This window comes from Nocardioides oceani (assembly GCF_030412965.1).
In the GTDB taxonomy this organism is placed as follows: domain Bacteria; phylum Actinomycetota; class Actinomycetes; order Propionibacteriales; family Nocardioidaceae; genus Nocardioides; species Nocardioides oceani.
Window position 1 is genome coordinate 340,177 of sequence record NZ_JAUHJQ010000003.1, and the last position, 25,416, is coordinate 365,592.

The following is a 25,416-nucleotide window of genomic DNA, read 5'->3' on the forward strand; positions in this document are numbered from 1 at the left end:
GACCTCTCGGGAAGGACCACGCATGACCGCGCTCGAGCACGACCCCCAGGCCGGACCGGACTCCCCGGGGCTCGGCCGGCGCGGCTTCCTCGGGTGGGTCATGGCGGGCACGACGCTCGTCGTCGCGGCCGACCTCGGGCTGAGCCGCACCGCCGCCGGCGCCGCGATCCCGTCGGGCCCGCAGGTCCCCGAGATCTACGACCTCGAGGACCTCCAGACCGACGCGGCGCTGCCGACGGCGAACCTGATCACCGTCACGATCAACCGCGACGGCACGGCCTCCTTCGCGCTCCCGCGCATGGAGGTCGGCCAGGGCATCGTCACCTCGACCGCGATGATCCTCGCCGAGGAGCTCGACCTCCCGGTCGAGAAGGTCAAGGTCTCCCTGGCCCCCGCCCGCCCCGAGCTGCTGTTCAACCAGCTCACCGGCGGCTCGAACACGACGTTCTCGACGTTCACGCCGATCCGCGTCGCCGCGGCCGTCGCGCGACGGCGCCTGCTCGAGGCCGCCGCGATCCAGCTCGGCACGACCGTCGACCGGTTGACGACCACCGGCGGGATCATCAGCGACACCCTCGGCAACACCGTGACGTACGGCGACCTCGCGACGTCGGCCGCCAGCCAGGTCGTCGAGGCGGTCGAGGTGCTGCTGAAGTCCAAGGCCGACTACCAGGTCATCGGCAAGCCGCGGAACCGCACCGACGCCCGCGACGCGGTCACCGGCAAGAAGAAGTTCACCACCGACCTCGACGTCCCCGGCGCCCTCCCCACGATGGTCTGCCGCCCGCCCGAGCACCAGGGCTCGCCCCGGCGCGTCCGCAACAAGGCACAGGTCCTGAAGATGCCCGGCGTCACCCACGTCGCGATGGTCGACACCGGCGTCGCGGTGCGCGCCCGCACCTTCGGCCAGTGCATCGACGCCGTCCGCGCGCTCGAGGTCGACTGGAACCGCGGCACCGCCAGCGGCGAGTCCGACCAGACGGTCCTGGCCAAGCTCAAGGCCCAGGAGCTGCCGATGGTCGTCCCGGAGGTGCCGGTGCTGGCCGAGCAGGTCGACACCCGCTTCGAGTTCATGTTCCGCTCCAGCGCCGCGCTCGAGCCGTACGCCGCCATCGCCGACGTCCGCGCCGACCGCGCCGAGGTGTGGGCCGGCCTCAAGGCGCCGATCGTGGCGCAGGGCAACATCGCGGCGGCGACCGGCCTGCGGCAGGACCAGGTGAAGGTCAACGTCGTCACCGGCGGCGGCTCCTTCGGTCACAAGCTCTTCGGCGACCACGCGATCGAGGCCGCGAAGGTCTCGAAGGCGATGGGCGTGCCGGTCAAGCTCATGTGGCACCGCGTCGACGAGCCGCGGCAGGGCCGCCTGCACCCGATGGCGACCTCCCGGGTGCGCGCGACGGTGCTGGCCGGCCAGGTGCTGAGCTTCGAGCAGCGCCACACCAGCGTCACCACCGACTTCAGCCACGGGCTCGGCGAGATGATCACCTCGCTGGCCGACGAGCTCCCGACCGGCCTCGGCGGGCTCGGGTTCGCGGAGACGATCTTCACCCTCACCCAGGAGCTGCCCTACAACTTCGGGGTCGTCACCCAGCTGCTCAACGAGCCGCTGGAGTTCGAGGACAAGTTCTCCACCGGCTCCATGCGCAACATCTACTCCCCGGACACCTGCGTGGCCGCCGAGCTCACCATCGACCTGCTGGCGAGGAAGGCGGGCAAGGACCCGCTGCAGTTCCGCCTGGACCACGTGAAGAACAAGCGGGTCCGCGCGGTGCTGGAGAAGGTCAAGAAGGAGGGTCGCTGGGGCCGCCCGATGCCGGAGGGCATGGCCCAGGGCGTCGCGCTGCACAAGGAGTACAAGGGCGCCACCGCCGTCCTCGTCGAGATCGACTGCCGGCCGCGGACCGTCGAGCGCGACCTCGGCAAGGAGACCTACACCGGACCCCGCGTGACCAAGGCCGTGATCGCCGTCGACTGCGGGCTGGTCGTCAACCCGCGCGGCGTCGAGGCGCAGATGCAGGGCGGGTTCATGGACGGCCTGGCGATGACGTTGAGCGCCAGCAACCACCTGCGCGACGGCCGGTTCCTCGAGGGCAGCTGGGACAACTACTTCTACACGCGGCAGTGGAACGTCCCGCCGGAGGGCGTGGAGGTCCACATCGTCGAGTCCGACTCCGACACCCCCGGCGGGATCGGGGAGGCCGCGGTCGGCTCGTCGGCCGCCGCGGTGGCGTGCGCGTACGCCCGTGCCACCGGCACCCTGCCGACGCGCTTCCCCATCAACCACGGGCAGGTCCGGTTCAAGCCGAAGTCGTTCGTCCCCTCGATGCCCCCGTCGCCGACCGACGGCCTGAAGAAGACCTACTGAGGAGCCAGCCGTGCCCAAGCAGACCTTCATCCTCAACGGCAAGCCCGTCACCGTGAACGTCAACGACGACGTCCGCGTGCTCTGGGTCCTCCGCGACCTCCTCGGCGTCACCGGCCCGAAGTACGGCTGCGGCATCAACGTGTGCAAGGCCTGCACCAGCCACATCAACGGCAAGGCCTTCAACCCCTGCTCGGTCCGGGTCGGCGACCTGGAGAAGACCGACAAGGTCACCACCATCGAGGGCCTCCCGGCCACCGTCGGCGCGCGGGGCGACGACCTCCACCCGATGCAGGAGGCCTGGCTCGAGCTCGACGTCGCCCAGTGCGGCTACTGCCAGCCCGGCCAGATCATGGCGGCCGTCGCGCTGGTGAAGAAGGTGCGGCGCGAGGGCCGCGAGATCACCGAGGCCGACCTCGACCGGATCCGCAACGTGTGCCGCTGCGGCACCTACGTCCGGATCCGCGAGGCGATCGAGAAGGGCGCCCGCGCGATGCGCTGACCCCGACCCGGTCGGCCGGTCGTCGGGGTAGTCACGGACAGAAACGTCCGTGGCTACCTGACCGACGGACGAAAACGTCCGTGACTACCCCCGGACCCCGGTCGGTCGGCAGTCCGGCTCAGGCGGCCGGCTGGGCGCCCGGCAGCCGCACGCGGAACGTGCTCCCGCGGCCCAGCTCGGAGTCCAGCTCGATCCGGCCGCCGTGGCGCTCCACGATCCGCGCGACGATCGCCAGCCCGAGCCCCGTGCCGGGCTGGGCGACGGCGACCGGGTTGGTGGAGCGGAAGAACTCGGTGAAGAGCTTCTCCTGGTCCTCGGGGCTGATCCCGAAGCCCTCGTCGCGGCACTCCACGACGACCTCCTCGCCGTCGCGGGCCAGGCAGACGGTCACGGTGCGACCGGGCTCGGAGTACTTCACCGCGTTGCTCACCAGGTTCGACAGCACCCGGTCCAGCTCGTCGGGGTCCCCGCTGGCCAGGACGGGGTACGTCGGCGACTCGACGAGCACCGTGATGTCCCGCTTCTGCGCGGCGACGCTGGTCAGGTCGACCACGTCGGCCGCGACGGACGCCAGGTCCACGGGCCGGGGGATGACCGGGTTGCTGGGGTCGCCGACCTTGGAGAGCAGCAGCAGGTCGTCGATGACGCGCACCATCCGCCTCGCGCCGCGGTCCATCGCGGAGAGGGCCTGCTTGACCGCGCCCTCGACGTCCTCGCCCTCGAGCATCTCCAGGTAGCCGACGATCGAGGTCAGCGGGTTCTTCAGCTCGTGGGCGACGGTCGCGATCAGCTGGCCCTTGTACTGGTCGAGCGCCTGCAGCTCCTTGACCAGCCGGTGCTCGCGCTCGAAGGCGCGGACGTTGAGGATGGCCGTGCCGAGGTCGTGGCCGATGTCGAGCGCGGCGCTGGCCTCGGTGTCGGTCCACGGCGCGCCCCCGTGCGGCCGGGTGAGCACCAGGTTGCCGAGGGTCTCGGGGCCGACGCCGATGGGCACGAAGAGGATCGAGCCGATGTCGAGGCCGTCGAGGAAGTCGACGATCTGCTCGCGCTCGTCGTCGCTCAGCCCGTCGCGCAGGCCACCGCGGGCGACCACGACCGTCTGCTGGGCCGCCCAGGCCATCCGCGCGGACCTCTCCGCGACGGCCAGGATCGCCTCGGGCAGCACCACCTCGGTGCCGTCGGTCGCGTGGATCGCCCCCGTGCCGAGCCCGTCCTCGTCGATGGTCTGGATCCACATCCCGAGCGCCCGGAAGCCCTCGACCAGCGCCTCGCCCGACTCGTCGAGGATCTTCGACAGCGAGCGCTGCCGCGACGCCCGGCGCACCACGCGGCGGGCCGTGGCGGCCAGCCGGACCTGCTCCTCGAGCTCCTCGCGCTCCAGCGCGCGCAGCACGGCGCGCGAGGCCTGCGCGGCGTACCGCTCCAGGAGCCGGCGGCGCTCGGGGCCGGGGCGGCGGCCGTCGTCGGGCAGGTCGATGGAGACCAGGCCGCGCATCGTGCCGTCGGCGTCGAGCAGCGGTGCGGTGAGCATGTCGAGCGGGTGCCAGGCGTCGGGTGCCTCGAGCGGTTCGAGGGTCGGCACCCAGCCCCAGGTCTCGATGTCGGAGCGCAGCCGCTCGTGCGGCACGAACTTCAACGGACCCCAGTCGTCGGCGACCTCGAGCTCGTTGGTCAGCAGGTGCAGCGGCGTGCGCCGCCCGACGAGCTCCTTGCGCGCCTGCGGGCTGCCCGCGACCGAGACCATCTCGAGGAAGCCGTCGCGCACGAGACCGATGGCGGCGACGCCGAAGCCGGCGATCGCCGTGATGCCCTCGGCGATGAGCTGGAGGGACTCCAGCGCCTCGGGCGAGAGTCCCGGCGACAGGTCCGGCGACCCCGGTGGGGTCGGTGCGGTCGCGCGCGGGGCCATCGTGCTCCAAGGGGGTGAAGACCGGGGGGAGCGCCCACGATACGCAGCCTCCGGCGCCGGCGTCCGGGGAACAGGTACGGACCGGGCCGTGGGCCTCAGTCGAGGGGGCCGGTGCGCGCCTCGACCCGGGGGCGGACGGCGGCGGTGATCTGGCGTACCGCCTCGACCTCCGCGGGGTCCAGGGTGCGGGTCCAGTAGTCGGTGGACTGCTGAACGTTGCGGTGCGGGTCGTGGGTGCGGGTGGCCGACGGCTCGCTGGTGCCCTCGTCGCGGTAGTCCTGCTCGATCGCCGCCCGCGCGTCCGCCGTCAGCTCGAGCCCGGCCAGCGCGTAGAGCCGGCGGTAGGCGGCCATCGGGTCCGCGATCAGCCCGGCCGTGCTCACCCACGCGACCGGCGGCGGGGCGGCGGCGGGCCCTGTGAGCCCTGGGAGCCCGGTGAGCGCCGCGTCGAGGTGGCCGTAGAGCAGCCGCCACAGCAGCGCGCCGTTGGTGGTCGGCGAGTCCGCCCAGGCGTCCCACCCGTCCTCGCGGACGGCGGCGTCCAGGTCGGGGAAGCGGGCGGCGACCTTGCGACGTACCCGATCGACGTCGAAGCTCCACCCCAGCCGCTTGAAGCTCGCCGCGGTCGCCTCGGGGGAGCGGACCGTCACGACCGTCGGCATGGCGTGCCGGGCCACGACGCGGTCGACGAGGAACGCCGCGAAGGGGTCCTTCCACACCACCGTGCGCACCCGCGGGTCGAACCGGCAGCGGTACGCCGAGGTGCGGGTGCGGCTGCCGGTGACCCGCTTGACGGTCCGCCGCAGGGCGCCGTCGGTCGGCCAGACGCCGTCGCGCACGCGCAGGTGCAGGCCGAGGACCTCCGCGAGCCGCTCGTCGACGCCGGGGTCGTCGGGGAGCAGGAAGTACTCCGGCACCGAGCGGAGCCCCGACTCGGCGTTCAGCGGCTCGTAGAGGTACGCCGCCCCGGGCGCGTGGGCGAGGGCGCTGCCGATGCCGGTGGTGCCCGACCGCGGCATGCCGGTCACCAGCACGAAGCGGCGCCCGCCGCGACCGCGCGTCGGCTCCGGCGCCGAGGGCGAGGGTCCACGCGGCTCGGTCACGAATCGGACCCTACTGCCGCCCGCCGCTACGATCGGGGCCGTGCCCTACCTCAGCAGCAGTGGCAGCTCGCGCAGGGGCGGCGACGGCCGGCTCACGACCGCGCTGGACCCGCAGGAGGCCGGCCCGCAGGACGCGTGCGGCGTCTTCGGGGTCTGGGCGCCGGGCGAGGACGTCGCGAAGCTGACGTACTTCGGTCTCTACGCGCTCCAGCACCGCGGCCAGGAGTCGGCCGGCATCGCGGTCAGCAACGGCCGGCAGATCCTGGTCTACAAGGACATGGGCCTGGTCTCGCAGGTCTTCGACGAGACCACGCTGGACTCCCTCAAGGGCCACGTCGCGATCGGCCACTCGCGCTACTCCACGACCGGCGCCAGCACCTGGGAGAACGCGCAGCCGACGTTCCGCCCCACCGCCGACGGCTCGATCGCGCTGGGCCACAACGGCAACCTGATCAACACCCACGAGCTGCGCGGCATGGTCGACGACCTGCCCGGGCCCGACGACGAGCTGGAGCTGCACACCCGGCCGGCCGGCGAGGCCACCAACGACACCAGCCTGGTGACGGCCCTGCTGGCCCACCACCCGGACAGCACGCTCGAGCAGCGCGCCCTGGAGGTGCTGCCCACGCTGCGCGGCGCCTTCTGCTTCGTGTGGATGAACGAGAACACGCTGTACGCCGCCCGCGACCCGCAGGGGATCCGCCCGCTCGTCCTGGGCCGGCTCGACCGCGGGTGGGTCGTCGCCTCCGAGGACGCCGCGCTCGCGACGATCGGCGCCAGCGTCGTGCGCGAGGTCGAGCCCGGCGAGATGCTCGTCATCGACGACCAGGGCCTGCGCTCGCACCGGTTCGCCGAGCCCGAGCGGAAGGGCTGCGTCTTCGAGTACGTCTACCTCGCCCGCCCCGACGCCACCATCAGCGGCCGCAACGTCCACGAGGCGCGGGTCGAGATGGGCCGCCGGCTGGCCCGGGAGTTCCCCGTCGAGGCCGACCTGGTCATGCCGGTCCCGGAGTCGGGCACGCCGGCCGCCTCGGGCTACGCCCAGGAGAGCGGGATCCCCTTCGGCCAGGGCTTCGTCAAGAACGCCTACGTCGGCCGCACCTTCATCCAGCCCAGCCAGACCCTGCGCCAGCTCGGCATCCGGCTGAAGCTCAACGCGCTGGAGCACATGATCCGCGGCAAGCGGATCGTCGTGGTCGACGACTCGATCGTCCGCGGGAACACCCAGCGCGCGCAGGTGCGGATGCTCCGCGAGGCCGGCGCGCTCGAGGTGCACGTGCGGATCTCCAGCCCGCCGGTGAAGTGGCCGTGCTTCTACGGCATCGACTTCGCCACCCGGGCCGAGCTGATCGCCAACGGCCTCGACGTCGACGAGATCGCCGCCAGCGTCGGTGCCGACAGCCTCGGCTACATCTCCCTCGACGGGATGATCGAAGCCACCGGACAGCCGGCGCAGTCGCTGTGCCAGGCCTGCTTCACCGGCGAGTACCCCGTGGCGCTGCCCGACGAGTCGCTGCTCGGCAAGCACCTGCTCGAGGCCACGCTGAAGTCCCCCACCATGGGCAAGGCGCTGCCCGTGCTCAACAACCCGTGAAGGACCGCCCGGTGACCGACGGCCAGAACGCCTACGCCCGCGCGGGCGTCGACATCGAGGCGGCCGACACCGCCATCGAGCTGATGAAGGGGTACGTCGCCCGGGCCAGCCGGCCCGAGGTGATCGGCGGCCTCGGCGGCTTCGCCGGCCTCTTCGACGCCAGCGCGCTGACGAAGTACGAGCGTCCGCTCCTCGCGACCTCCACCGACGGCGTCGGCACCAAGGTCGCGATCGCCCAGGCGATGGACGTCCACGACACCATCGGGTTCGACCTGGTCGGGATGGTCGTCGACGACCTGGTCGTGTGCGGCGCGGAGCCGCTGTTCATGACCGACTACATCGCCACCGGCCGGGTCGTCCCGGAGCGGATCGCCGCGATCGTCAAGGGCATCGCCGAGGCCTGCCAGGTCGCCGGCTGCGCCCTCGTCGGCGGCGAGACCGCCGAGCACCCCGGCCTGCTGGCGCCCGACGAGTACGACGTCGCCGGCGCCACCACGGGCGTCGTGGAGGCCGACCGGCTGCTCGGCCCGGGCCGGGTGCGTCCCGGCGACGTCGTCCTCGCGATGGCCGCCAGCGGCCTGCACTCCAACGGCTACTCCCTGGTCCGCCACGTCCTGCTCGGCGCCCCGGACGCCGGCGGCGCCGGCTGGTCGCTGGACCGCAACGTGCCCGAGCTGGGTCGCGCGCTGGGCGAGGAGCTGCTCACGCCCACCCGCATCTACGCCAAGGCCTGCCTCGAGCTGGCCGACCGCACCGGCGTCCACGCGATGTCGCACGTGACCGGCGGCGGGCTGGCCGCGAACCTCGAGCGGGTGATGCCGGTCGAGCTCACCGCCACGATCGACCGCGGCACGTGGACCCCGCAGCCGGTCTTCGACCTGGTCCGGCGCGTCGGCGACGTACCCCAGGCGGACCTGGAGGCGACCCTGAACTGCGGTGTCGGCATGGTGGCGCTCCTGCCGGCCGACGACGTCGACGAGGCCGTCCGCGTGCTCGCCGGCCACGGCGTCCGCGCCTGGGTCGCCGGCGAGGTCCGGGCGGCCGGGGCCGCGGGCTTCGCCCAGTCCCAGGCCGGCGGCAGCGTGCACCTCACCGGCCAGCACCCCGGCTGGTAGCGGCTCGCCGACGCCACTTGGCACCCGGACGTGCGGGAACAACCACGTAACAGGTAGCGTTGGCGTCACGGAGAATTTCTGAGGACCGCCCGGGTGCCACTGTGCCCCGGCCAAGTTGCGAGGGGGCTGACCCTATGGGGCGCGGCCGAGCGAAGGCTAAGCAGACGAAGGTCGCTCGCGACCTGAAGTACCGGACTCACGAGACGGACTTCGGGAAGCTGGCGCAGGAGCTGCACGGCGGAGAGACCGACCACCCGGAGTCCGAGGTGGATCCCGAGGTCCTCGAGAAGTGGGCCGACGTCGTGGAGCCCCGCCGCGACTGACCGCTGAGCCGGCCCCCGGCTCCTGCTCGCGCAGGGGCCGAGGACCGGGTCGAGGCGTGCAGCCGGCGGGTCCGCGTCAGCGGCCCAGCCAGATGCCCCGCAGGCGGCCGACGTCGCGGATGCGGCGCTCGGCGAGGCGGTCGGCGGCGACGGCCGGCGAGACCCCCTCGGCCGCGGCGGTCTCCAGCACCGCACGCGTGGTGTCGTAGATGCCCGTGGCCCGCTGGTGGGCGCGCTCGAAGGAGAACCCCTCGAGCTCGTCGGCGACCTGGATCAGGCCGCCGGCGTTGACGCAGTAGTCGGGGGCGTAGACGATCCCGCGGTCCAGCAGCGCCTTCTCCACGCCGGGGTGGGCGAGCTGGTTGTTGGCGGCGCCGCACACCACGCGTGCCGAGAGGATGTCGACGACCTCGTCGGTGATCGCCCGGCCCAGGGCGCACGGGGCGTAGACGTCGAGCGGCTCCGCGAGCAGGTCGGCGGTCGAGGCGACGGCGCGCACGGCGCCGCCGGCGTGACCACCGTGCTCGGCGAGCACGCGCTCGACGGCGGGCGTGTGGACGTCGGTGACGACGACGCGCGCGCCGTCCTCGACGAGGTGGCGCACCAGGTGGCGCCCGACCTTGCCGACCCCGGCGACGCCGACGGTGCGGCCGGCCAGCGAGGCCTCGCCCCAGGCGTGCTCGGCGGCCGCCCGCATGCCCTGGAACACGCCGTACGCCGTGAGCACCGAGCTGTCGCCCGCGCCGCCGTGGGCGACGGTGCGGCCGGTGACGTAGGAGCACTCGCGGGCGACGTGGTCCATGTCCTCGCTGTAGGTGCCGACGTCGCAGGCGGTGTAGTAGCGGCCGCCGAGCGACTGCACGAACCGCCCGTAGGCCCGCAGCAGCGCCTCGGTCTTGAGCGTCGCGGGATCGCCGACGATGACGGCCTTGCCACCGCCGAGGTCGAGGCCGGCGAGCGCGGCCTTGTAGGTCATCCCGCGGGAGAGGTCGAGGACGTCGGAGACGGCGTCGGCGGTCGAGGCGTACGGGTGGAACCGCGTCCCGCCCAGGGCCGGGCCGAGGGCGGTGGAGTGGATTGCCACGACGGCGCGGAGGCCGGTGGCCCGGTCGGTGCAGAAGACGACCTGCTCGTGCTCGGAGCCGAGCTCGAAGACGTCCACGACGGGGCTGGCTGACGAGGGTGTGGCTGACATGGGTGTGCCTGCTTCCTGTGCGGCCGCGGGGTGTGCGGCGGTGCGGTGTCGACCCGCAGGGGTGGCGCGGGTCACACCCAGCGTAGGGGCCTCAGGAGGCGAGGTGCACGGCGGCGTACGCCGCCGCGAACGCGACCACCAGCACCAGCACGGCCAGCAGCGCGGTGACCACGGGCGAGGACACCGGTGCAGGGCCCGGCCGCGCGTCAGCGGCGCGCTCCGCCCGAGCGGACGCCGTCCGGGGCGGCAGCAGCACCGTCGCGTCCGCCCCGAGCGCGCGGCGCAGGCCGGCCACGAGCGCGGCGACGTCGTCGGGGCGGCGGTCGGGATCCGGGTCGAGCGCGCCGAGCAGGACACCGTCCACCGCGGCCGGGAGGTCGGCGCGCGTGGACGGCGCGGGAGGCAGGCCGGCGGCGGCCAGCGAGCTGACCGAGCCGGTGCGGGCCAGCTCGCCGGTGAGCATCTGGTAGGCCACCGCCGCCAGCGCGTGCACGTCCGCACGTCGGTCGACGCCGGTCCCGAGGGCCTGCTCGGGAGCCATGTACGCCGGGGTCCCCACGACCTGGGTCAGGCCGCTCGCGTGGAGCATCGCCTTGGCGACGCCGAGGTCGGCGACGAGCAGCCGGTCGCCGGCGCTGCCGCCGCTGCGCAGGAGGAGGTTCTGCGGCTTCACGTCGCGGTGGACGACACCGAGGTCGTGCAGCACGGCCAGCCCGTCGGCGGCCTGCGCGACCAGGTCGAGCACCCGGCCGGGCGGGAGCGGCCGGCCCGGTTCGAGGAGCGTGGCGAGCGAGCCGAGGTCGGCGTGGGTCATCACGAAGTACGGCGTCCCGTCGGCCTCGCCGATGTCGTGCACCCGGACGACGTGGTCGCTGTCGGCTCGCCGCAGGATTCGTGCCTCCTCGAGGAAGCGCTCGCGGACGTCGAGCCGCTGCGCCCAGTTCTCCGCCAGCGCCTTCACGGCGACGTCGGAGTCCAGCTCGGCGTCGTGGTAGAGCCACACGGTCGCGAACCCGCCGACCCCGAGCCGGTCGACGCGCCGCAGGCGGCCGAGGCGCTCGGGGAGGGGCATGGGTCGTATCGTCCCAGACCGTGGAGGACCCGACACCCGACGAGCTCGACGCCCTCGCGCTGCGCGCGGCCGCGGGCGACCGGGACGCGCTCGAGGACCTGCTCGCCGCGGTCCAGCCGCGCGTGCGGCGGATCTGCGGCCGGATGCTGCTCCACCCCGAGGACGCCGAGGAGGCCGCGCAGGACGCGCTCCTGCTCGTGGCGACGCGGATCGGCTCCTTCGGCGGCCGCAGCCGGTTCACCACGTGGCTGCACGTCGTCGCGTCGAACAGCGCGCGGTCGACGTACCGCACCCTCAAGCGGCGCGCGGCCGAGCGCCCCACCGACGAGCTGCCGGTCGCCGCGGACCCGCGCACGACGAGCGTCATCGCGGGCAGCCGGCTGGACCTGCTCGACGCGCTCGAGGTCGTCGCCGCCGACCGCCCCGAGCTGGTCGAGCCGCTGGTGCTGCGCGACGTGCAGGAGCTGGACTACGCGGAGATCGCCCGCGTCCTCGACGTGCCGCTGGGCACGGTGAAGTCGCGCATCCACACCGCACGCAACGCCGTCCGCCCGCTGCTGCGCGTCACCGACTAGGGCTGACCGGCGGCCGTCCGCATCACGACGACGTCGCCGTGCGTCCCGTAGCCGGCCAGCGGCCCGCCGGCCCGGGTGCCGTCGAAGGTGACGGCCAGCCAGCCGCCGCCCTCCGCCTCGGTGAGCGGGACGAGCGTGGGCCACGGGATGTTCGAGGGGTACGGCGCGTCGAGCCGGCCCGTGCGGCGCACGGCGAGGTCGTGGACGGGCCACGAGCGCTCGTGCCGGTCGCTGGCGAGCAGCCGCCAGGCGCCGTCGAGGTGGAGCAGCGTGCTGCCCTCGCACTCGCGCGGCGTGGGGTCCGCCCCGAGCAGCCGGAGGCGGTCGAGCCCGGGCCCACCGGCCAGCGCGGGGTGGAACCGGAAGTAGCGGCTGGCGTTGACGAAGCCCACCAGCCAGCCCTCGTCGGTGCGGACCAGGTGCGGGTCCCAGACCGCGACCGAGGGCAGGTCGCCGGTCGGCAGCGGCAGCTCGCGGCTGTCGAGCACGTGGGTCCCGTGCAGCAGGTCGGCGGTGGTCTCCGCGAGCGTGACGCGGGTGCGCCGGCGACGGTCGAAGTCGCCCCACGTGCTGGTCGCGACCAGCCACCGGTCGCCGTCGCGGACCAGGTGCGTGGCGTGGTCGCCGAGCACGCCCGGCCGGTCGGGGCGGCGGAAGAACAGGTCGGCGCCGTGGGTGAGCGCGGACGTCGCCGGGTCGAGGGTCCACACCGAGGTGTGTGCGGTGTCGAAGAACCCCGGTCCGGCCGAGGTGGCGGTCAGGTGCACCAGCCCGTCGGGGCGGTACGCCGCACCGTCGGCGGTGGTGACCACGCGCAGGTCGCGCAGGCCGAGCTGGCCGAAGGAGCCCAGCCGCCCGCCGACCGCCTCGAGGGTGGCCAGCCGGTCCTCGTCGCGCGCGTCGACCCGGCCGGCCAGGTCGACGCGGCAGCGGGCGACCCAGGCCCCCGCCTCCCGCGTCAGGAGGGTCACGTGGGTGCCGGTGAGCGCCAGGCAGAGCCGCTCGACCGGCGCGGCCGCCCGCCCGTGCCGCCGGGACCGGTGCCGCGTGGTGCGCCCGCCGGCAGTGACCGCCAGCCGGGCCGCGCCGTCGCACTCCCCGACGACCTGCAGGCCATGACCGGCGAGCGTGAGCGGGCCGTCGCCCTCGACGGCGAGGTACGGCGCCACCGGCCGTTCCAGCGGCCGGACCAGCTCGACCGGGCGCCGGCGGGCGACGACCTCCAGCCGGGGGCCGAACGGGGGCAGCACTACCGCTCGACCGCGTCCCGGAGCGCGGCGACGGCGGCGGCGACCTCCCGGTCGAGGTCCTCGAGCATCCCGGTCATGCCGGCGGTGCTGCCGAGCTCGGCGTGGTCCTCCATGCGCTGGGTGACCTCGGCGACCCGGGTCAGCCCGAGGTTGAGCGCGCTGCCCTTGACGAGGTGGGTGGAGGTGAAGGTCCGGTTGGCGTCGCCGGCCCGGACGGCGTCGCGGATGGCGGCGACCTGCTCGTCGATGCGCCCCATGAACGACCCGGCGGTGCGGACGAAGAAGCTAACGCCGTCCTTGCGCAGCTCGTCGAGCATGCGCACCCGGGAGGGGTCGAGCACCGGACCGGTTGGCAGCGGGCCCCCGGCCTCGCCGGCCAGCGCCTCCGCCGCCTGCACGGTCCGGTCCGCCCCGGCCGGCTCGGCCGCGGCGGCGGCGGCCCGACCGCGGCCGGCCGGCGTGGCCTGGGGGCCGGTCCAGCGGCGCAGCACGGCGTCGAGGTCGCCGGGGTCGACGGGCTTGGTCAGGAAGTCGTCCATGCCGGCGGCCAGGCAGCGCTCGCGCTCGCCCTCGAGGGCGGACGCGGTCATCGCGATGATCGGCACCCGGCTCCCGGTGCGCTCCCCGCGACGGTAGGTGCGGGTGGTCTCGAAGCCGTCGAGCCGCGGCATCCGGCAGTCCATCAGCACGGCGGCGTACCCGTGGTCGGGGCGCAGCCGCTCCAGGGCCTCCAGCCCGTCGGAGGCGACGTCCACGGCGTAGCCGCGGCTCTCCAGGATGCCGGTCGCGACCAGCTGGTTGACCGGGTTGTCCTCGACGACGAGCACGCGCAGCCCGAGCTCGTCGGCGGGCTCGGCCGCCGGGAGGGCGCCGGTGTCCGCGGACGTGCCGAGCAGGGAGGCCAGCAGCTCGCGGAGCTCGTCGTGGCGCACCGGCTTGGCGACGGTCGTGTCGAACCCCGCGGCGCGCGCGTCGCCCGCGCCGACGGCCTGGTCCGGTGAGAGCAGCACGAGCCGCGGCTGCCGCAGCGTGGTGTCGGACCGGAGCCGGCGGGCGAGCTCGAGGCCGTCCTCGCCGGGCATGACCAGGTCGATCACCGCGACGTCGTACGGCCGTCCCCGGCGTGTGGCGGACCGCAGCGCGAGGAGCGCCTCGGGCGCGGTGGCCACGGCGACGACGTCGACCTCCCAGGCGGCCAGCTGCTCGGTGAGCACCCGGCGGTTGGTGGCGTTGTCGTCCAGGACGAGCACGCGGCGTCCGGCGAGCGCCGCCACGGGCGGTCCGCCGGCGGGACCGTCGGTCCGCGCCGGGGCCGCGCCCCGGGCGAGCCGTGCGGTGAAGGTGAAGGTGCTGCCGACGCCCGGCTCGCTCTCGACGCCGATCTCCCCGCCCAGGGCGTGCACGAGCTGGCGGCTGATCGCCAGGCCGAGCCCGGTGCCGCCGTGCCGGCGCGTCGTGGACGGGTCGGCCTGGGTGAAGGCGTCGAAGAGCCGGCTGCGCCCCTCGGGGTCGATGCCGACGCCGGTGTCGCGCACGGAGACGCGCAGCACCACGGCGGTCGGCGTCTCGCTGACCACCTCGGCGCTGACCACGACCTCGCCGCGGTCGGTGAACTTCACGGCGTTGGAGGTCAGGTTGGCGACGACCTGCCCGAAGCGCACGGCGTCGCCGCGCAGCACCGGCGGCAGGTCGGGCGCGCACGCGATCACCAGCTCGAGGCCCTTGGCGTGGGCGGGCCCGGCCAGCACGCCGGCGGTCTGGTGCAGCACGCCGCGGAGGTCGAAGTCGGCCGTCTCCAGCTCGAGCTTGCCGGCCTCGATCTTGGAGAGGTCGAGGATGTCGTTGATGATCGCCATGAGCGTCTGGCCGGCGTCGCGGAGGCCGTCGACGAGGCGGCGCTGCTGGTCGTCGAGGCCGGTGCGTCCGAGCAGCTCGGTCAGGCCGATCACGCCGTTCATCGGCGTGCGGATCTCGTGGCTCATGGTGGCGAGGAACTCCGACTTCAGCCGGGACGCCTCCATCGCCTCGTCGCGCGCCTCGGCCAGCTCGGTCGCGTGCTGCGCCCGCTCGGCGACGATGCCGAGCTGGATGGCGACCTGCCGCAGCATCGAGTACGACGTCTCGTCCGGCGGCACCTCGTCGGCCAGGAGCATGATCACGCACTCGATCCGGCCGCCGGCCGCGACCGGCACCGCGACCACGCTGTGCGTCGTGGCCCGGCCCGGCGCCGGGACGGCCTCGATCTCGCCGCTGCTGCGGGCCCGCTCGGCCAGGTCGCGCGCGAAGGCGCCGTCCATCGGCACGTCGCCGTCGAAGGCGGCGAGCAGCACCATCCGGCCCCCCTCGGGGACGTGCACCCCGAGCGCCTCCCACCCGTCGGCGTTGGCCGGCAGCGCCCGGGCCGCGATGTCGATGGCCTCCGCGAGCGTGCTCGCCCGGTTCGCGGCGAACGCCATCTCCTGGAGCAGCCGCAGCCTCCGGGTGGCGTCGGCGGCCTCCGCGTCGGACTCCTGCAGCTCGGTGATGTCCTGGCCTGTCCCGCTCAGCACGCGCTCGCCCGACGGGGTCTCCCGCGCGCGGCCGAGCCCCCGCACCCAGCGCACCGTGCCGTCGGGGCGGATCACCCGCGCGTCGAAGGAGAACGACTCCTCGCCCTCGAGCACCGCGGCGATGGCTTCCGCGACCCGGTCCCGGTCGTCGGGGTGGACCAGCGCGAGGAAGGAGGACAGCGTCGGCCGCCACGTCCGCGGGTCGCGGCCGGCGATCCGGTACATCTGCTCCGACCACTCCGCGAGGTCGGTGCGCGGCTCCCACGTCCAGCTGCCGACGCGGGCGATCTCCTGGGCGTCGGCGAGGGCACGCTCGCGCTCCTGCCACTGCTCCAGCAGCCCGCGCCGACCGGCGTACGGCGTCACCCGGACCATCCGGCGCCACCGGGGGCCAAGGTCCTCGGGCAGGGGCACCGAGGAGGCCAGCGCCGGCACCTCGGTGCCGGCGGCGTGGGCGAGGAGGGTCTCGACGTTCTCCCGCCTGCGGCCGTCGGCGTACGCCGCCTCCTCGCCGGGCGGGATCACGAACAGGTGGGCCAGCGGGCTGCCGACCAGGTCGGCGACGGTCCGCCCGACCGCCGCGGCCACGGCGTCGTTGGCGAAGGTGATCGTCCCTGCGGCGTCGACGAAGCACAGGCCGTCGGTCGTCGTCTCGGCCACGAACCGGAACAGGTGCTCCGGCGGCCGCTCGGCCTCAGCCACGGGCACCACCTCCAGCGCACCATGATGACGTGGACCGCCTCATCGTGCGGCCGGACCGTCAGAAGCGGGCGCGGACCGACCCGGGCCGGCGCCCCACGGGGCAGGTCACGGTGCAGGTCTCGGGGCAGGTCACCGGGAGGGTTCGGGCACCTCCGGCACCTCGCAGTCGACCTTCGGGTTGGCGCCGACGTAGTTGAGCGGGCCGGCGACGATCGTCAGGGCGGTGTCGCCGAAGCTGCTGCAGCTGACCTCCTGGTCGTCGCCGAAGTAGCCGCGCTGCCACGCGGCGGCCGCTCCGATCACCAGCCAGACGACCAGCAGCAGTCCGATGAGTCCACGCACGGGTCGCTCCTTGCTCCGGGGACGCCTCCGGTACCCGCGCGGGCCGCGGGGGATGTGTCCGGGCGCCCACCCTCCGTCCGGCTGCACCCGCCGAGGCGTGCAGTAGGTTCCGCCCATGCCCGAGAGTCCGACCATCGTCGTGGTCGACGACGCGCCCGAGGTCCGCCTCCTGGTGAAGACCCAGCTGCGTCTGTCCGGTCGACTGGAGGTCGTGGGCGAGGGCGCGGACGGGTACGACGCCGTCGAGCTCGCCCGCGCGCACCGCCCGGCCCTGATGCTGCTCGACGTCTCGATGCCCGGCCGCGACGGGCTCGCCGCGCTGCCGCTCGTGCTCGACGCCTCCCCGACCACCCGGGTCGTGATGTTCAGCGGCTTCGACCGCTCCGGCCTGGCCGACCACACCCGGCGGCTCGGGGCGACCGAGTTCGTCGAGAAGTCGGTGCCCCTCGACGAGCTCGTCGACCGGCTGGTCGCCATCGCCGCGCCGCCGGGCGGCGGTGCCCCGCCGGCCCACGCGGGGCGCGACGACGGCGGCGCGACCGGTGCGGACGGTGGCGCGGGTGCTGCGGGCGGCCGTCGCGCCAAGGCGGACCTGGATCTCGACCCGGTGCTGGCCGAGCACCTCGAGCGCTTCCGCGAGATCTTCGACGACGCCGCCATCGGCATGGCGACCATGACGCTCGACGGCCGGATCGTCCGGGCCAACCGCCACCTCGTGGGGCTGCTCGGCGACGACGCCGACGCGCTCATCGGCACCGCCTACGCCGACCTCGCGCTCGACGCCACCCCGGTGCTCGAGGGCCTCCAGGCCCTCCGCGAGGGCGGCGGTGCGGTGCAGCTCGAGCACGGCCTGGCCGACGAGCCGGCGCGGCGGTTCGCCGCGACCCTGTCGGCGGTGCTCGACGCGCAGGACCGCCCGCTGTACTTCCTGCTGCAGGCCCAGGACGTCACCGAGCAGCGCGCCGCCGAGGCCGAGCTGCACGAGACCGAGCAGCGCTTCCGCCTGCTGGTCGAGGCGGTGCAGGACTACGCGATCTTCATGCTCGACCCCGACGGCCACGTCGCCAGCTGGAACGCCGGCGCCCAGCGGCTCAAGGGCTACAGCTCCGACGACATCGTCGGGCGGCACTTCCGGATCTTCTACCCCGTCGACAAGCAGTCCGAGCGGCATCCCGAGCACGAGCTGGCGATCGCCCGCCGCGAGGGCCGCTACGAGGAGGAGGGGTGGCGGCTGCGCAAGGACGGCACCCGCTTCTGGGCGCACGTCACCATCACCGCCGTCCACGACGCCGACGGCGTGCTGGTCGGCTTCGCCAAGGTCACCCGCGACTCCACCGAGCGGCGCCGGATCCTCGAGCTGCAGCAGCAGGCCAACGAGCGGCTGCGCCGGTCGGCCGCCGAGCAGGCGGAGTTCCTCGCGGTCACGGCCCACGAGCTGCGCTCGCCGGTCGGCGTGCTGGCCGCGACGGCGGAGACGCTCGCGCGGCACCACGACGAGCTGACGCCCGTCGAGCGGACCGACTTCGCCGAGGGCATGCGGCGCACCGCCGACCAGCTGCGCCGGCTCCTCGACGACCTGTTGACCGCCTCCCGCGCGGACGCCCGCAGCCTGGGCCTGAGGGTGGAGCCGGTCCCGGTCGACGACCAGCTCCGGGCGGTGGTCACCTCCGCGCGCAGCAGTCGCCCGGGTGCGGAGATCGTGCTCGACGTCGAGGAGGGGCTGGTCGTGCGCGCCGACCCCGGCCGGCTCGCGCAGATGGTCGACAACCTCGTCGTCAACGCGCTCACCCACGGCCGCCCGCCGGTCGCCGTCGCCGCCCGCGCCGAGGGCGATGCCGTCGTCGTGTCGGTCCGCGACTCCGGGCCGGGCGTCGCGGCCGACCTCCGCGGGCGGCTCTTCGAGCGGTTCGGCACCACCACGGGCGGCACCGGGCTGGGCCTCTACATCGTGCGCGCGCTCGCCCAGGCGCACGGCGGCGAGGCGACGTACCAGGTCGAGGACCAGAGCTTCGTCCTCCGGCTGCCCCGCGAGCGGGGCGCCTGACCGGCTCGGACGTTCTTTGCCGTCGACGCCGTATGCGCGCCGACACGCCCGGCTACCGCGCGGACGCCAGCGAGCGTCAGGAGCGCCATGAACGACCCGCACCCGCCCGTCCCGGGCGCGCACCCCGACCGTCCCTCGATCCCGCGGCCGGCCGACGAGCAGGTCGTCCTGCGCGCGGCCGAGGACGACGTCGTCGGTGCCTCCCACCGCCGACGCCTCGACGTCCCGGCCACCCTCGGCGGCGCGCTCGCCGCCCTCGGCACGCTGCTCCTGCTCTCCAGCCTGGTCGGCACCCTCGGCACGATCGGCTTCCAGCGCGGCGTCGACGGCCAGGACCTCGGCATCGGCGGCCTCGTCGCGGGCCTCGTGGTCCTGCTGCTCGCCTGCCTCGTCGGCGGCTTCGTCGCCGGTCGGATGGCGGGTGCGCGCGGCGGGCTGCACGGGCTGCTCGCCGTCGTCTGGCTGGTCGTGCTGGCCGCGGCGCTCGCCGCCCTGGCCGCCCTCGCCGGCGACGAGGCGGACGTGCGCCAGCGGGTGGGGCTGCCGGACTGGTTCGGCTCCGACGCGCTGGGCGCCGCCGCGGTCGCGACGGGAGTCGTCGCGCTGCTGCTCATGCTCCTCGGCGGGTGGCTCGGCGGCCGGCTCGCGGACCGGCACCGCGCCGGCACCGACGTCGAGGTGGTCAGGACCCGCCGCAAGGTGCGCACGCACCCGGGCGGCATCACCGCGGAGGAGCACCGATGAGCCACCGTCCCGACGAGCCCGGCGACCGCACGGAGCCGATCGACGCCCTGGACCCCCTGGACCCCCGCACGCCGGTCCCCGACGAGACGGCCGTCGTCCGCCGCGAGGAGCGCGCCGACGTCGGCACCGAGCTCCACGAAGCCGGCCGGGTCCGGGTCCGCAAGCACGTCGAGACGCACGTGGTCGAGGAGCCGGTCAGCCGCGGCGTCGAGCACGCCGACACCTCCGAGCGCGTCCCCGCGCTCGAGGGCGACAGCGGCGAGGTCGAGACGCTCGAGGACGGGTCGGTCTCGATCCCGGTCTTCGAGGAGGTCCTCGTCGTCACCAAGAAGCTCGTCGTCCGCGAGCGCGTCATCGTCCGCAAGCACACGGTCGTCGACGAGCACACGCTGCGCACCGAGCTGCGCCGCGAGCACGTCACGGTCGAGGGCGACGACGACGTCGAGGTCGAGGACCGCCGCCCGACCGCGGGCGCCTGAGCGCCTGCTCACACCTTCCGCGTCCTGCCACGCGGAGCCACCGCGCGCGCCTACCCTCGCGCCATGGCGCTCGTCCGTTGCACCTGCCTGGCCCGGATCGCCCCGGTGACCGGAGGCGGTCATGCGCTGCGCGTGGAGGTCGCCGACCCCGAGTGCGGGTACGTCCTGCACCGGTTGGCCGCCGAGCTGCCGTCCGAGCCCGCGGCCCCCACCAGCTGATCCGACCGGCTCAGCCACCCGAGTGGGTCCGCCCGGCTGGTCTGCCCCGGCTGATCTGCCCCGGCTGGCCCGACCCGGCTGGTCCGCCCGGCTGGTCCGCCCGGCTGTTCCGACCCGGTCGGCCGACCTGGCGACGTACCTCTCCGGGACGCGCGGACGCCCGCACCCGGGTCCGGGTGCGGGCGTCCGCGTCGTCGTGCGGGACCGAGCTCAGGCGGTCCGGGGGTCAGAGCCGGCGGTCGTCCGCCTCGCCCTCGACCTCGATGTGCTCCTTGCGCACGTCCTCGGTGACGGTCTCCTCACCGACGACCGTCTCGGTGCCGAGGCGCACCCGCTCGACCGGCTCGGCGGTCTTGTCGACGACCGCACGCTCCTCGTGGAGGACGACCTCGTGCTCCTCCTCGGAGATGGCCGGGCCGTCGAGCGCCTGGTCGACGTTGCCGCCGGTGACCGGCTCGGTCTCGACGACCGCCCGCTCCTTGGCGACCGGCACGGTGCGCGTCTCGGTCTCGGTGGTGACGTACTTGCGCAGGCGGGCGCGGCCCGCCTCCTGCGTGGTCGTGCCGACCTCGAGGTGCTCCTCGGAGCGCGTCATCGCGTCGTCGGTGTTCGGGCCCGACGTGTCGTGGCCCGCGGGGGCGGTGCCAGCGGTGCCAGCCGTCCCGGTGGTCCCGGCGACGCCGAGCACGCCCGCGTCGTCGGTGGTGCCCGCGGTGTCGTACGACGTGCCGGCGTCACCGTAGGTGCTCGCCACGCCACCGCCCATGCCGTAGTGGGCGTAGAGGCGGTCCTCCTCGGCCTGGTCGAGGTGGCCGGCGTCGAGGTCGACGTTGGGGGCGTCCTTGACGGTGTCCTTGGTGTAGGGCACGCGGAGCTCGGTGCCGTTGAACTCGGCCTCGGAGACCGGGACGAAGGTCTCCTTGAGCCCGAAGAGACCGGTGTTGACGGTCACGAACTCCGGGCGACCGGTCTGGTCGTCCAGGAAGAGCTGACCGACCTTGCCGATCTTCTCGCCGTCGGTTCCGTAGACGGTCGATCCGACGACGTCGCGGGCCTGGGTCTCGGTGATCATGGGGGAGTGCGTCCTTCCGAAGGGGATGGTTGCCGTCCCTCCCGTCTCCGGCTCGGGCCCCGCGCATCCCCGGCGGGACGGCAAAGAACACAAGACCATCCCGCCGGGTGAGGCCCGTCACGAGCGCTCAGGTGCGGCGCCAGTCCGACCCCGCGCCGTCGTGCCCGTGGGCGGCCATCAGCGACAGGCCGCCGTCGACGACGTAGCTGCTGCCGGTGACGTACGCCGCCCGCGGCGAGGCCAGGAACGCGATCACCGAGGCGACCTCGTTGACGTGGCCGGGCCGGCCGAGCGGGTTGCCCGGACGCTCCTCGTGGTAGGCGTCCTCGGTGTCCATCCCGGTCATCTCCGTCGAGATCTCGCCGGGGGCCACGGAGTTGACGGTGATGCCGTGCTCGCCCAGCTCGAGGGCGAGCACCTCGGTGAGGGCGCCGAGGCCCGCCTTGGCGGCGCAGTACGCCGCCGCGCCGAGCCGGGGCAGGTGCTCGTGGACGCTCGTGACGTTGACGATCCGGCCGGGGTGACCGCCCTCGACCATGTGCCGCGCGGCCGCCCGGCAGGTGAGGAACGGCCCGTCGAGGTCGGTCGCCAGCACGTGGCGCCAGGTCTCGAGGTCGGTGTCGAGGACGCGGCTGCTGTGGCCGGTGCCGGCGACGTTGACGAGCACGCCGAGGCCGCCGAGCTGCGCGACGAGGCGGTCGACCACGGCGCCGGCGTCGGCGTCGGAGGCGTCGAAGGGCTCGACGAAGGCGCGCTGGCCGCGCTGCTCGATCGCGGCGGCGGTCTCCCGGGCGCCCTCGGTGTCCTGGTGGCAGGTGAGCCCGACGTCGTACCCCTCGGTGGCGAGGAGCTCGGCGGTGGCGCGGCCGATGCCGGAGTCGGCACCGGTGACGATGGCGAGGCGGGGGTGGTGGGTCATGCGGCGTCGGTACCCAGCCCCGCGGCCCGCAGGACCTCCGGCAGGAGCGCCGCGGCGATGACCGCGTAGCCGGCCGAGGAGGGGTGGAACCGGTCGGCGGAGAACAGGCCGGGGTCGTCCGCGAAGGCGTCGGACCCGCGGTGCTCGGGGTCGGCCACCCGACCGCCGGCGGCGCGCACGGCGTCCTCCTGGCGCGAGCGCAGGTCCTCGCTGGCGGCGCGCACCAGCGCCCGCAGCGGCTCGGGCACGTGCGGCACCGCGCTCAGGTCGGGTGCGGCGGCCACGACGACCTCCGCGCCGGCCTCCCGCAGCCGGCGCACGGCCCGGCCGAGGTCGGCCGCGGCGCGCTCGGCGGGCACGCGGTGGGTGAGGTCGTTGGCACCGATGACGACGACGGCCAGGTCCGGGTGGAGAACGGCCGCCCGGTCCACCTGGCGCGCGAGGTGGGCGCTGCGCGCCCCGGGCACCGCGACCACGTCGGCGCGCGCGTCCGCGCCGGCCGCCGCCAGGCCGGCCACCAGGCGCGGCGCCAGCCGCTCACCGGGCGCCGCCGCGCCCTGTCCCCACGCGATCGAGTCACCGAGCAGCACCAGCGAGAGCCCCATGCGGGCGCGGTACCCGCCGCGAGCCGTCGGCCTAGGGTGGCCTCCGTGACCAGCACCGACCGCCCCGTCGACGCCGCCTCCGACCGGTACGTCGAGCAGCTCGCGGCGCTCGACCCGGTCTCGGCGACGTACCTCGGCGTCGCCGGGCACGAGCACCGGCTCACCGACCTCTCCCCGGAGGGGTACGACGCGCGGGAGGAGCTCACCCGCCGCGCGCTGGCCGAGGTCACCGCCGCGACGCCGGTCGACGCGCGCGAGGCCGTGGCGCGCGACGCCTTCCGCGAGCGGCTCGGCCTCGAGGTCGACCGCTACGACGCGGGTGTCGTCCGGTCCGAGGTCTCGGTGATCGCCAGCGGCCTCCACGACCTGCGGCAGGTCTTCGACCTGATGGACACCGGCTCGACCGAGGGCTGGGAGGCGGTCGACGCCCGCCTCGCGGCGGTCCCGGCGGTGCTCGAGGGCTACCGGGTCACGCTGGCCGAGGAAGCGGCGCGCGGGCACGTGTCCGCCGTGCGGCAGTACGTCGAGGTCGCCGAGCAGGTGCGCGGGTGGACCGGCCAGCAGGGGGCCGGCGGCGACGTCTTCTCCGCGCTCGTCGCCCGCAGCGGCCGGTCCGGTGCGCTGCAGGCGCAGCTGGAGCAGCACGCCGCCGCCGCGACCCGGGCGCTCGCCGACACCGGGCTTTTCCTCGAGGACGAGATGGCCCCGCGCGGCCGGGAGCGCGACGCGGTCGGGCGCGAGGCCTACGCCCTGGCCTCGCGCTACTTCCTCGGTGCCGAGGTCGACCTCGAGAGCACCTACCTGTGGGGCTGGGCGGAGCTGCACCGGATCACCGAGGACATGGCGCGGACCGCCGACCGGATCCTGCCGGGCGGCTCGGTGGACGAGGCCGTGGCCGCGCTCGAGGCGGACCCGGCGCGGACCATCCACGGCCGCGAGGCCTTCCGGGACTGGATGCAGGAGCTGGCCGACCGCACCATCGCCGAGCTCGACGGCGTGCACTTCGACGTCCCCGAGCCGGTGCGGCGCATCGAGTGCATGCTCGCCCCCACCAACGACGGCGGCATCTACTACACCGGTCCGTCCGAGGACTTCGCCCGCCCGGGGCGGATGTGGTGGTCGGTCCCCGACGGCATCGAGGACTTCGCGCCGTGGAAGGAGGTCACCACGGTCTTCCACGAGGGCGTGCCCGGCCACCACCTCCAGGTCGGGCAGACGGCGTACCGCTCGGAGCTGCTCAACCGCTGGCAGCGGCTGATGTGCTGGGTCAGTGGCCACGGCGAGGGCTGGGCGCTGTACGCCGAGCGGCTGATGGACGACCTCGGCCACCTGGCCGACCCGGCGGACCGGCTCGGCATGCTCGACGCCCAGGGCTTCCGCGCCGCCCGGGTCGTCGTGGACATCGGGATGCACCTGGAGCTGGAGATCCCTCGCGACAACCCGTTCGGGTTCCACCCCGGCGAGCGGTGGACGCCCGACCTCGGGCTCGCCTTCATGCGCCGGCACTCGCGGATGGACGACCCGACGATCCGGTTCGAGGTCAAGCGCTACCTCGGGTGGCCGGGCCAGGCGCCGTCGTACAAGGTCGGCGAGCGGATCTGGCTCGAGGCCCGCGAGGAGGCCCAGGCCCGCGCCGGCGCCGCGTTCGACCTCAGGGCGTTCCACCGGGCCGCGCTCGACCTGGGCTCGCTCGGCCTCGACCCGCTCAAGCAGGCGCTCGCCCGCCTCTGAGCCGACCCACCTGCTGGGGTGGATGACGCGGGGCGGGTGCGGCGGTTAGCGTCCCGGCATGAGGCGCCCCCACGAGAACGTGGCGACCGTCCTGGTCGACCCGGCCGTGCTGCCCGAGCTCGAGCTGGACCTGATGGCGCTCGACCTGTGGGTCTGGCCCCTGGCCACCGCACCGATCGCCGGCGACGGCCCCCGCCTCGCCTTCCAGGTCCGGCGCCGGCTCGTGGAGGCGCGGCGCGGGACCTGGGACTGCGCCCGGGACTGGACGCCGGTCTGGGTCTCCTTCGGCCAGAGCTGGTACGACGGCGACGAGCCGCTCCCGTGGTCGGCGCACCAGGCGCTGTGGACGGCGCTCGGCCGGCACGCCGACCGCGTCCGCCACACCGTCCGCCTCGGCGGCGTCCCACGCCTGCCGGTCCGGCACGAGCGGGGCGTCGAGCGGGACTCCGCCTGACCCTCTGGTCCATGCGTGTTCGCGGACGTTCCGTGCACGAACGCCCGCTCCCTCCTACGCTGCCTGCCGTGGACGGACGCACGCTCACCTTCAAGGCACAAGGAGACGTGCTGCGCGTCGCCGGCAGCGTGGACGAGGACATCGTCGCGGTCCTGCAGGAGCGGCTGGCCGACTTCGTCGCCGCCCACCGTGGCGGGGTCGTCTGGGTGGACGTCGACGAGGTCGACTTCCTCCCGAGCGCCGGCATCGGCGCGCTCGTCGCCGCCCAGGGTGCGGCCCTCCGCTCGGGCGGCCTGCTGACCCTCGTGGCCGCCGACGGGACGCTCGCGGCGCGGGTCTTCGGGCTGATGGGGATCGAGCACGACGCCGAGCTCCGAGGCCGTCCGACGGCCTGATCCGGGGAGGGACCACCCCGATTTGGCACTTCACCACGGAGTCGCCTAATGTTTTCTCTGTCGCCAGGGAGCGGCGGGGAGCAAGGCCGGTCTGGTCGGGCTTCCGGCCCCGGGTTGACCGTCGCTCGTTCCTGTCGGGCCTTCTGCTTCGGATTCGTCCG

Annotated in this window: 23 protein-coding genes; 13 read left to right on the plus strand and 10 right to left on the minus strand. The window is 74.6% G+C overall.

The window, feature by feature from the left end:
• Nucleotides 1–22: 22 nt before the first annotated feature.
• Entirely contained in the window at nt 23–2,365 is a 2,343-nt protein-coding gene (locus tag QWY28_RS11190) for a molybdopterin cofactor-binding domain-containing protein (RefSeq protein WP_300952621.1), read from the plus strand.
• A gap of 10 nt (nt 2,366–2,375) precedes the next feature.
• The gene (locus QWY28_RS11195; RefSeq protein WP_300952622.1) at nt 2,376–2,864 is read left to right on the plus strand and encodes a (2Fe-2S)-binding protein; all 489 of its coding nucleotides are present in this window, start codon (nt 2,376–2,378) and stop codon (nt 2,862–2,864) included.
• A gap of 118 nt (nt 2,865–2,982) precedes the next feature.
• On the opposite strand, the gene QWY28_RS11200 is transcribed toward QWY28_RS11195, so the two are convergent.
• Both QWY28_RS11200 and QWY28_RS11205 read right to left on the minus strand, forming a co-directional pair.
• Nucleotides 2,983–4,773, minus strand: coding sequence for a sensor histidine kinase (locus QWY28_RS11200; RefSeq protein ID WP_300952623.1), 1,791 nt, complete (start codon nt 4,771–4,773; stop codon nt 2,983–2,985).
• Nucleotides 4,774–4,868: 95 nt separating this feature from the next.
• Nucleotides 4,869–5,876, minus strand: a complete 1,008-nt coding sequence (locus tag QWY28_RS11205; RefSeq protein ID WP_300952624.1) for a hypothetical protein — start codon at nt 5,874–5,876, stop codon at nt 4,869–4,871.
• Between the two features lie 40 nt (nt 5,877–5,916).
• Here QWY28_RS11205 and purF point away from each other — a divergent pair, with 40 nt between their 5' ends.
• The 3 genes from purF (at nt 5,917) to QWY28_RS11220 (ending at nt 8,908) form a co-directional block, all read left to right on the plus strand.
• Nucleotides 5,917–7,470, plus strand: a complete 1,554-nt coding sequence (gene purF / locus QWY28_RS11210; protein ID WP_300952625.1) for an amidophosphoribosyltransferase — start codon at nt 5,917–5,919, stop codon at nt 7,468–7,470.
• Between the two features lie 11 nt (nt 7,471–7,481).
• Nucleotides 7,482–8,585, plus strand: coding sequence for a phosphoribosylformylglycinamidine cyclo-ligase (gene purM, locus QWY28_RS11215; RefSeq protein ID WP_300952626.1), 1,104 nt, complete (start codon nt 7,482–7,484; stop codon nt 8,583–8,585).
• A gap of 134 nt (nt 8,586–8,719) precedes the next feature.
• Nucleotides 8,720–8,908 (plus strand): DUF3073 domain-containing protein, encoded by a 189-nt coding sequence (locus tag QWY28_RS11220; protein ID WP_300952627.1) that lies wholly within the window; start codon nt 8,720–8,722, stop codon nt 8,906–8,908.
• Nucleotides 8,909–8,984: 76 nt separating this feature from the next.
• Here the strand turns inward: QWY28_RS11220 and QWY28_RS11225 are convergent, their stop codons facing one another.
• Together QWY28_RS11225 and QWY28_RS11230 are read right to left on the minus strand one after the other, a co-directional pair.
• Complete coding sequence (locus QWY28_RS11225; protein ID WP_300952628.1) at nt 8,985–10,103, minus strand: Glu/Leu/Phe/Val family dehydrogenase; 1,119 nt, start codon at nt 10,101–10,103, stop codon at nt 8,985–8,987.
• Nucleotides 10,104–10,194: 91 nt separating this feature from the next.
• Entirely contained in the window at nt 10,195–11,175 is a 981-nt protein-coding gene (locus QWY28_RS11230) for a serine/threonine-protein kinase (protein WP_300952629.1), read from the minus strand.
• A gap of 20 nt (nt 11,176–11,195) precedes the next feature.
• On the opposite strand from QWY28_RS11230, the gene QWY28_RS11235 reads away from it, so the two are divergent.
• Nucleotides 11,196–11,750, plus strand: a complete 555-nt coding sequence (locus tag QWY28_RS11235; RefSeq protein WP_300952630.1) for an RNA polymerase sigma factor — start codon at nt 11,196–11,198, stop codon at nt 11,748–11,750.
• Here the strand turns inward: QWY28_RS11235 and QWY28_RS11240 are convergent.
• From QWY28_RS11240 to QWY28_RS11250, 3 genes are all read right to left on the minus strand, one after another.
• The gene (locus QWY28_RS11240; RefSeq protein ID WP_300952631.1) at nt 11,747–13,000 is read right to left on the minus strand and encodes a hypothetical protein; all 1,254 of its coding nucleotides are present in this window, start codon (nt 12,998–13,000) and stop codon (nt 11,747–11,749) included. The genes QWY28_RS11235 and QWY28_RS11240 overlap by 4 nt on opposite strands.
• A complete protein-coding gene (locus QWY28_RS11245; RefSeq protein WP_300952632.1) occupies nt 13,000–16,251 on the minus strand; it encodes a response regulator in 3,252 nt (1,083 codons plus the stop codon). The genes QWY28_RS11240 and QWY28_RS11245 overlap by 1 nt, the downstream gene beginning before the upstream one ends.
• A 129-nt stretch (nt 16,252–16,380) precedes the next feature.
• Nucleotides 16,381–16,593, minus strand: a complete 213-nt coding sequence (locus tag QWY28_RS11250; protein ID WP_300952633.1) for a hypothetical protein — start codon at nt 16,591–16,593, stop codon at nt 16,381–16,383.
• Nucleotides 16,594–16,708: 115 nt separating this feature from the next.
• Between QWY28_RS11250 and QWY28_RS11255 the strand changes: the two genes are divergently transcribed.
• From QWY28_RS11255 to QWY28_RS11270, 4 genes are all read left to right on the plus strand, one after another.
• Nucleotides 16,709–18,637 carry a PAS domain S-box protein gene (locus tag QWY28_RS11255; RefSeq protein ID WP_300952634.1) on the plus strand — a complete coding sequence of 643 codons (1,929 nt, stop codon included), beginning with the start codon at nt 16,709–16,711 and terminating at the stop codon, nt 18,635–18,637.
• An 87-nt stretch (nt 18,638–18,724) separates the two neighbouring features.
• On the plus strand, nt 18,725–19,381 hold the full coding sequence (locus QWY28_RS11260; RefSeq protein WP_300952635.1) for a hypothetical protein: 657 nt from the start codon (nt 18,725–18,727) through the stop codon (nt 19,379–19,381).
• Nucleotides 19,378–19,860, plus strand: a complete 483-nt coding sequence (locus QWY28_RS11265) for a YsnF/AvaK domain-containing protein (protein WP_300952636.1) — start codon at nt 19,378–19,380, stop codon at nt 19,858–19,860. Before QWY28_RS11260 ends, QWY28_RS11265 begins: the two co-directional genes overlap by 4 nt.
• Nucleotides 19,861–19,923: 63 nt before the next feature.
• On the plus strand, nt 19,924–20,079 hold the full coding sequence (locus tag QWY28_RS11270) for a hypothetical protein (RefSeq protein ID WP_300952637.1): 156 nt from the start codon (nt 19,924–19,926) through the stop codon (nt 20,077–20,079).
• 226 nt (nt 20,080–20,305) lie between these two features.
• On the opposite strand, the gene QWY28_RS11275 is transcribed toward QWY28_RS11270, so the two are convergent.
• The 3 genes from QWY28_RS11275 to QWY28_RS11285 all read right to left on the minus strand — a co-directional run bounded on the left by QWY28_RS11275 (nt 20,306) and on the right by QWY28_RS11285 (nt 22,675).
• A complete protein-coding gene (locus QWY28_RS11275; RefSeq protein ID WP_300952638.1) occupies nt 20,306–21,151 on the minus strand; it encodes a DUF2382 domain-containing protein in 846 nt (281 codons plus the stop codon).
• Nucleotides 21,152–21,278: 127 nt separating this feature from the next.
• Nucleotides 21,279–22,070, minus strand: coding sequence for an SDR family oxidoreductase (locus QWY28_RS11280; protein WP_300952639.1), 792 nt, complete (start codon nt 22,068–22,070; stop codon nt 21,279–21,281).
• Nucleotides 22,067–22,675 carry a GDSL-type esterase/lipase family protein gene (locus QWY28_RS11285; RefSeq protein WP_300952640.1) on the minus strand — a complete coding sequence of 203 codons (609 nt, stop codon included), beginning with the start codon at nt 22,673–22,675 and terminating at the stop codon, nt 22,067–22,069. Before QWY28_RS11285 ends, QWY28_RS11280 begins: the two co-directional genes overlap by 4 nt.
• A 45-nt stretch (nt 22,676–22,720) precedes the next feature.
• Between QWY28_RS11285 and QWY28_RS11290 the strand changes: the two genes are divergently transcribed.
• The 3 genes from QWY28_RS11290 to QWY28_RS11300 all read left to right on the plus strand — a co-directional run bounded on the left by QWY28_RS11290 (nt 22,721) and on the right by QWY28_RS11300 (nt 25,255).
• Nucleotides 22,721–24,406, plus strand: a complete 1,686-nt coding sequence (locus QWY28_RS11290; RefSeq protein WP_300952641.1) for a DUF885 domain-containing protein — start codon at nt 22,721–22,723, stop codon at nt 24,404–24,406.
• 58 nt (nt 24,407–24,464) lie between these two features.
• Entirely contained in the window at nt 24,465–24,860 is a 396-nt protein-coding gene (locus tag QWY28_RS11295) for a hypothetical protein (RefSeq protein WP_300952642.1), read from the plus strand.
• Between the two features lie 68 nt (nt 24,861–24,928).
• Nucleotides 24,929–25,255, plus strand: a complete 327-nt coding sequence (locus QWY28_RS11300) for an STAS domain-containing protein (RefSeq protein ID WP_300952643.1) — start codon at nt 24,929–24,931, stop codon at nt 25,253–25,255.
• The last annotated feature ends 161 nt before the right edge of the window (nt 25,256–25,416 follow it).

Coding starts and splice junctions, on each gene's coding strand:
- QWY28_RS11270 (WP_300952637.1), top strand. CDS start 19,924: ATGGCGCTCGTCCGTTGCACCTGCCTGGCCCGGATCGCCCCGGTGACC.
- QWY28_RS11255 (WP_300952634.1), top strand. CDS start 16,709: ATGCCCGAGAGTCCGACCATCGTCGTGGTCGACGACGCGCCCGAGGTC.
- QWY28_RS11285 (WP_300952640.1), bottom strand. CDS start 22,675: ATGGGGCTCTCGCTGGTGCTGCTCGGTGACTCGATCGCGTGGGGACAG.
- QWY28_RS11220 (WP_300952627.1), top strand. CDS start 8,720: ATGGGGCGCGGCCGAGCGAAGGCTAAGCAGACGAAGGTCGCTCGCGAC.
- QWY28_RS11260 (WP_300952635.1), top strand. CDS start 18,725: ATGAACGACCCGCACCCGCCCGTCCCGGGCGCGCACCCCGACCGTCCC.
- QWY28_RS11225 (WP_300952628.1), bottom strand. CDS start 10,103: ATGTCAGCCACACCCTCGTCAGCCAGCCCCGTCGTGGACGTCTTCGAG.
- QWY28_RS11280 (WP_300952639.1), bottom strand. CDS start 22,070: ATGACCCACCACCCCCGCCTCGCCATCGTCACCGGTGCCGACTCCGGC.
- QWY28_RS11230 (WP_300952629.1), bottom strand. CDS start 11,175: ATGCCCCTCCCCGAGCGCCTCGGCCGCCTGCGGCGCGTCGACCGGCTC.
- QWY28_RS11200 (WP_300952623.1), bottom strand. CDS start 4,773: ATGGCCCCGCGCGCGACCGCACCGACCCCACCGGGGTCGCCGGACCTG.
- QWY28_RS11265 (WP_300952636.1), top strand. CDS start 19,378: ATGAGCCACCGTCCCGACGAGCCCGGCGACCGCACGGAGCCGATCGAC.
- QWY28_RS11190 (WP_300952621.1), top strand. CDS start 23: ATGACCGCGCTCGAGCACGACCCCCAGGCCGGACCGGACTCCCCGGGG.
- QWY28_RS11295 (WP_300952642.1), top strand. CDS start 24,465: ATGAGGCGCCCCCACGAGAACGTGGCGACCGTCCTGGTCGACCCGGCC.
- QWY28_RS11275 (WP_300952638.1), bottom strand. CDS start 21,151: ATGATCACCGAGACCCAGGCCCGCGACGTCGTCGGATCGACCGTCTAC.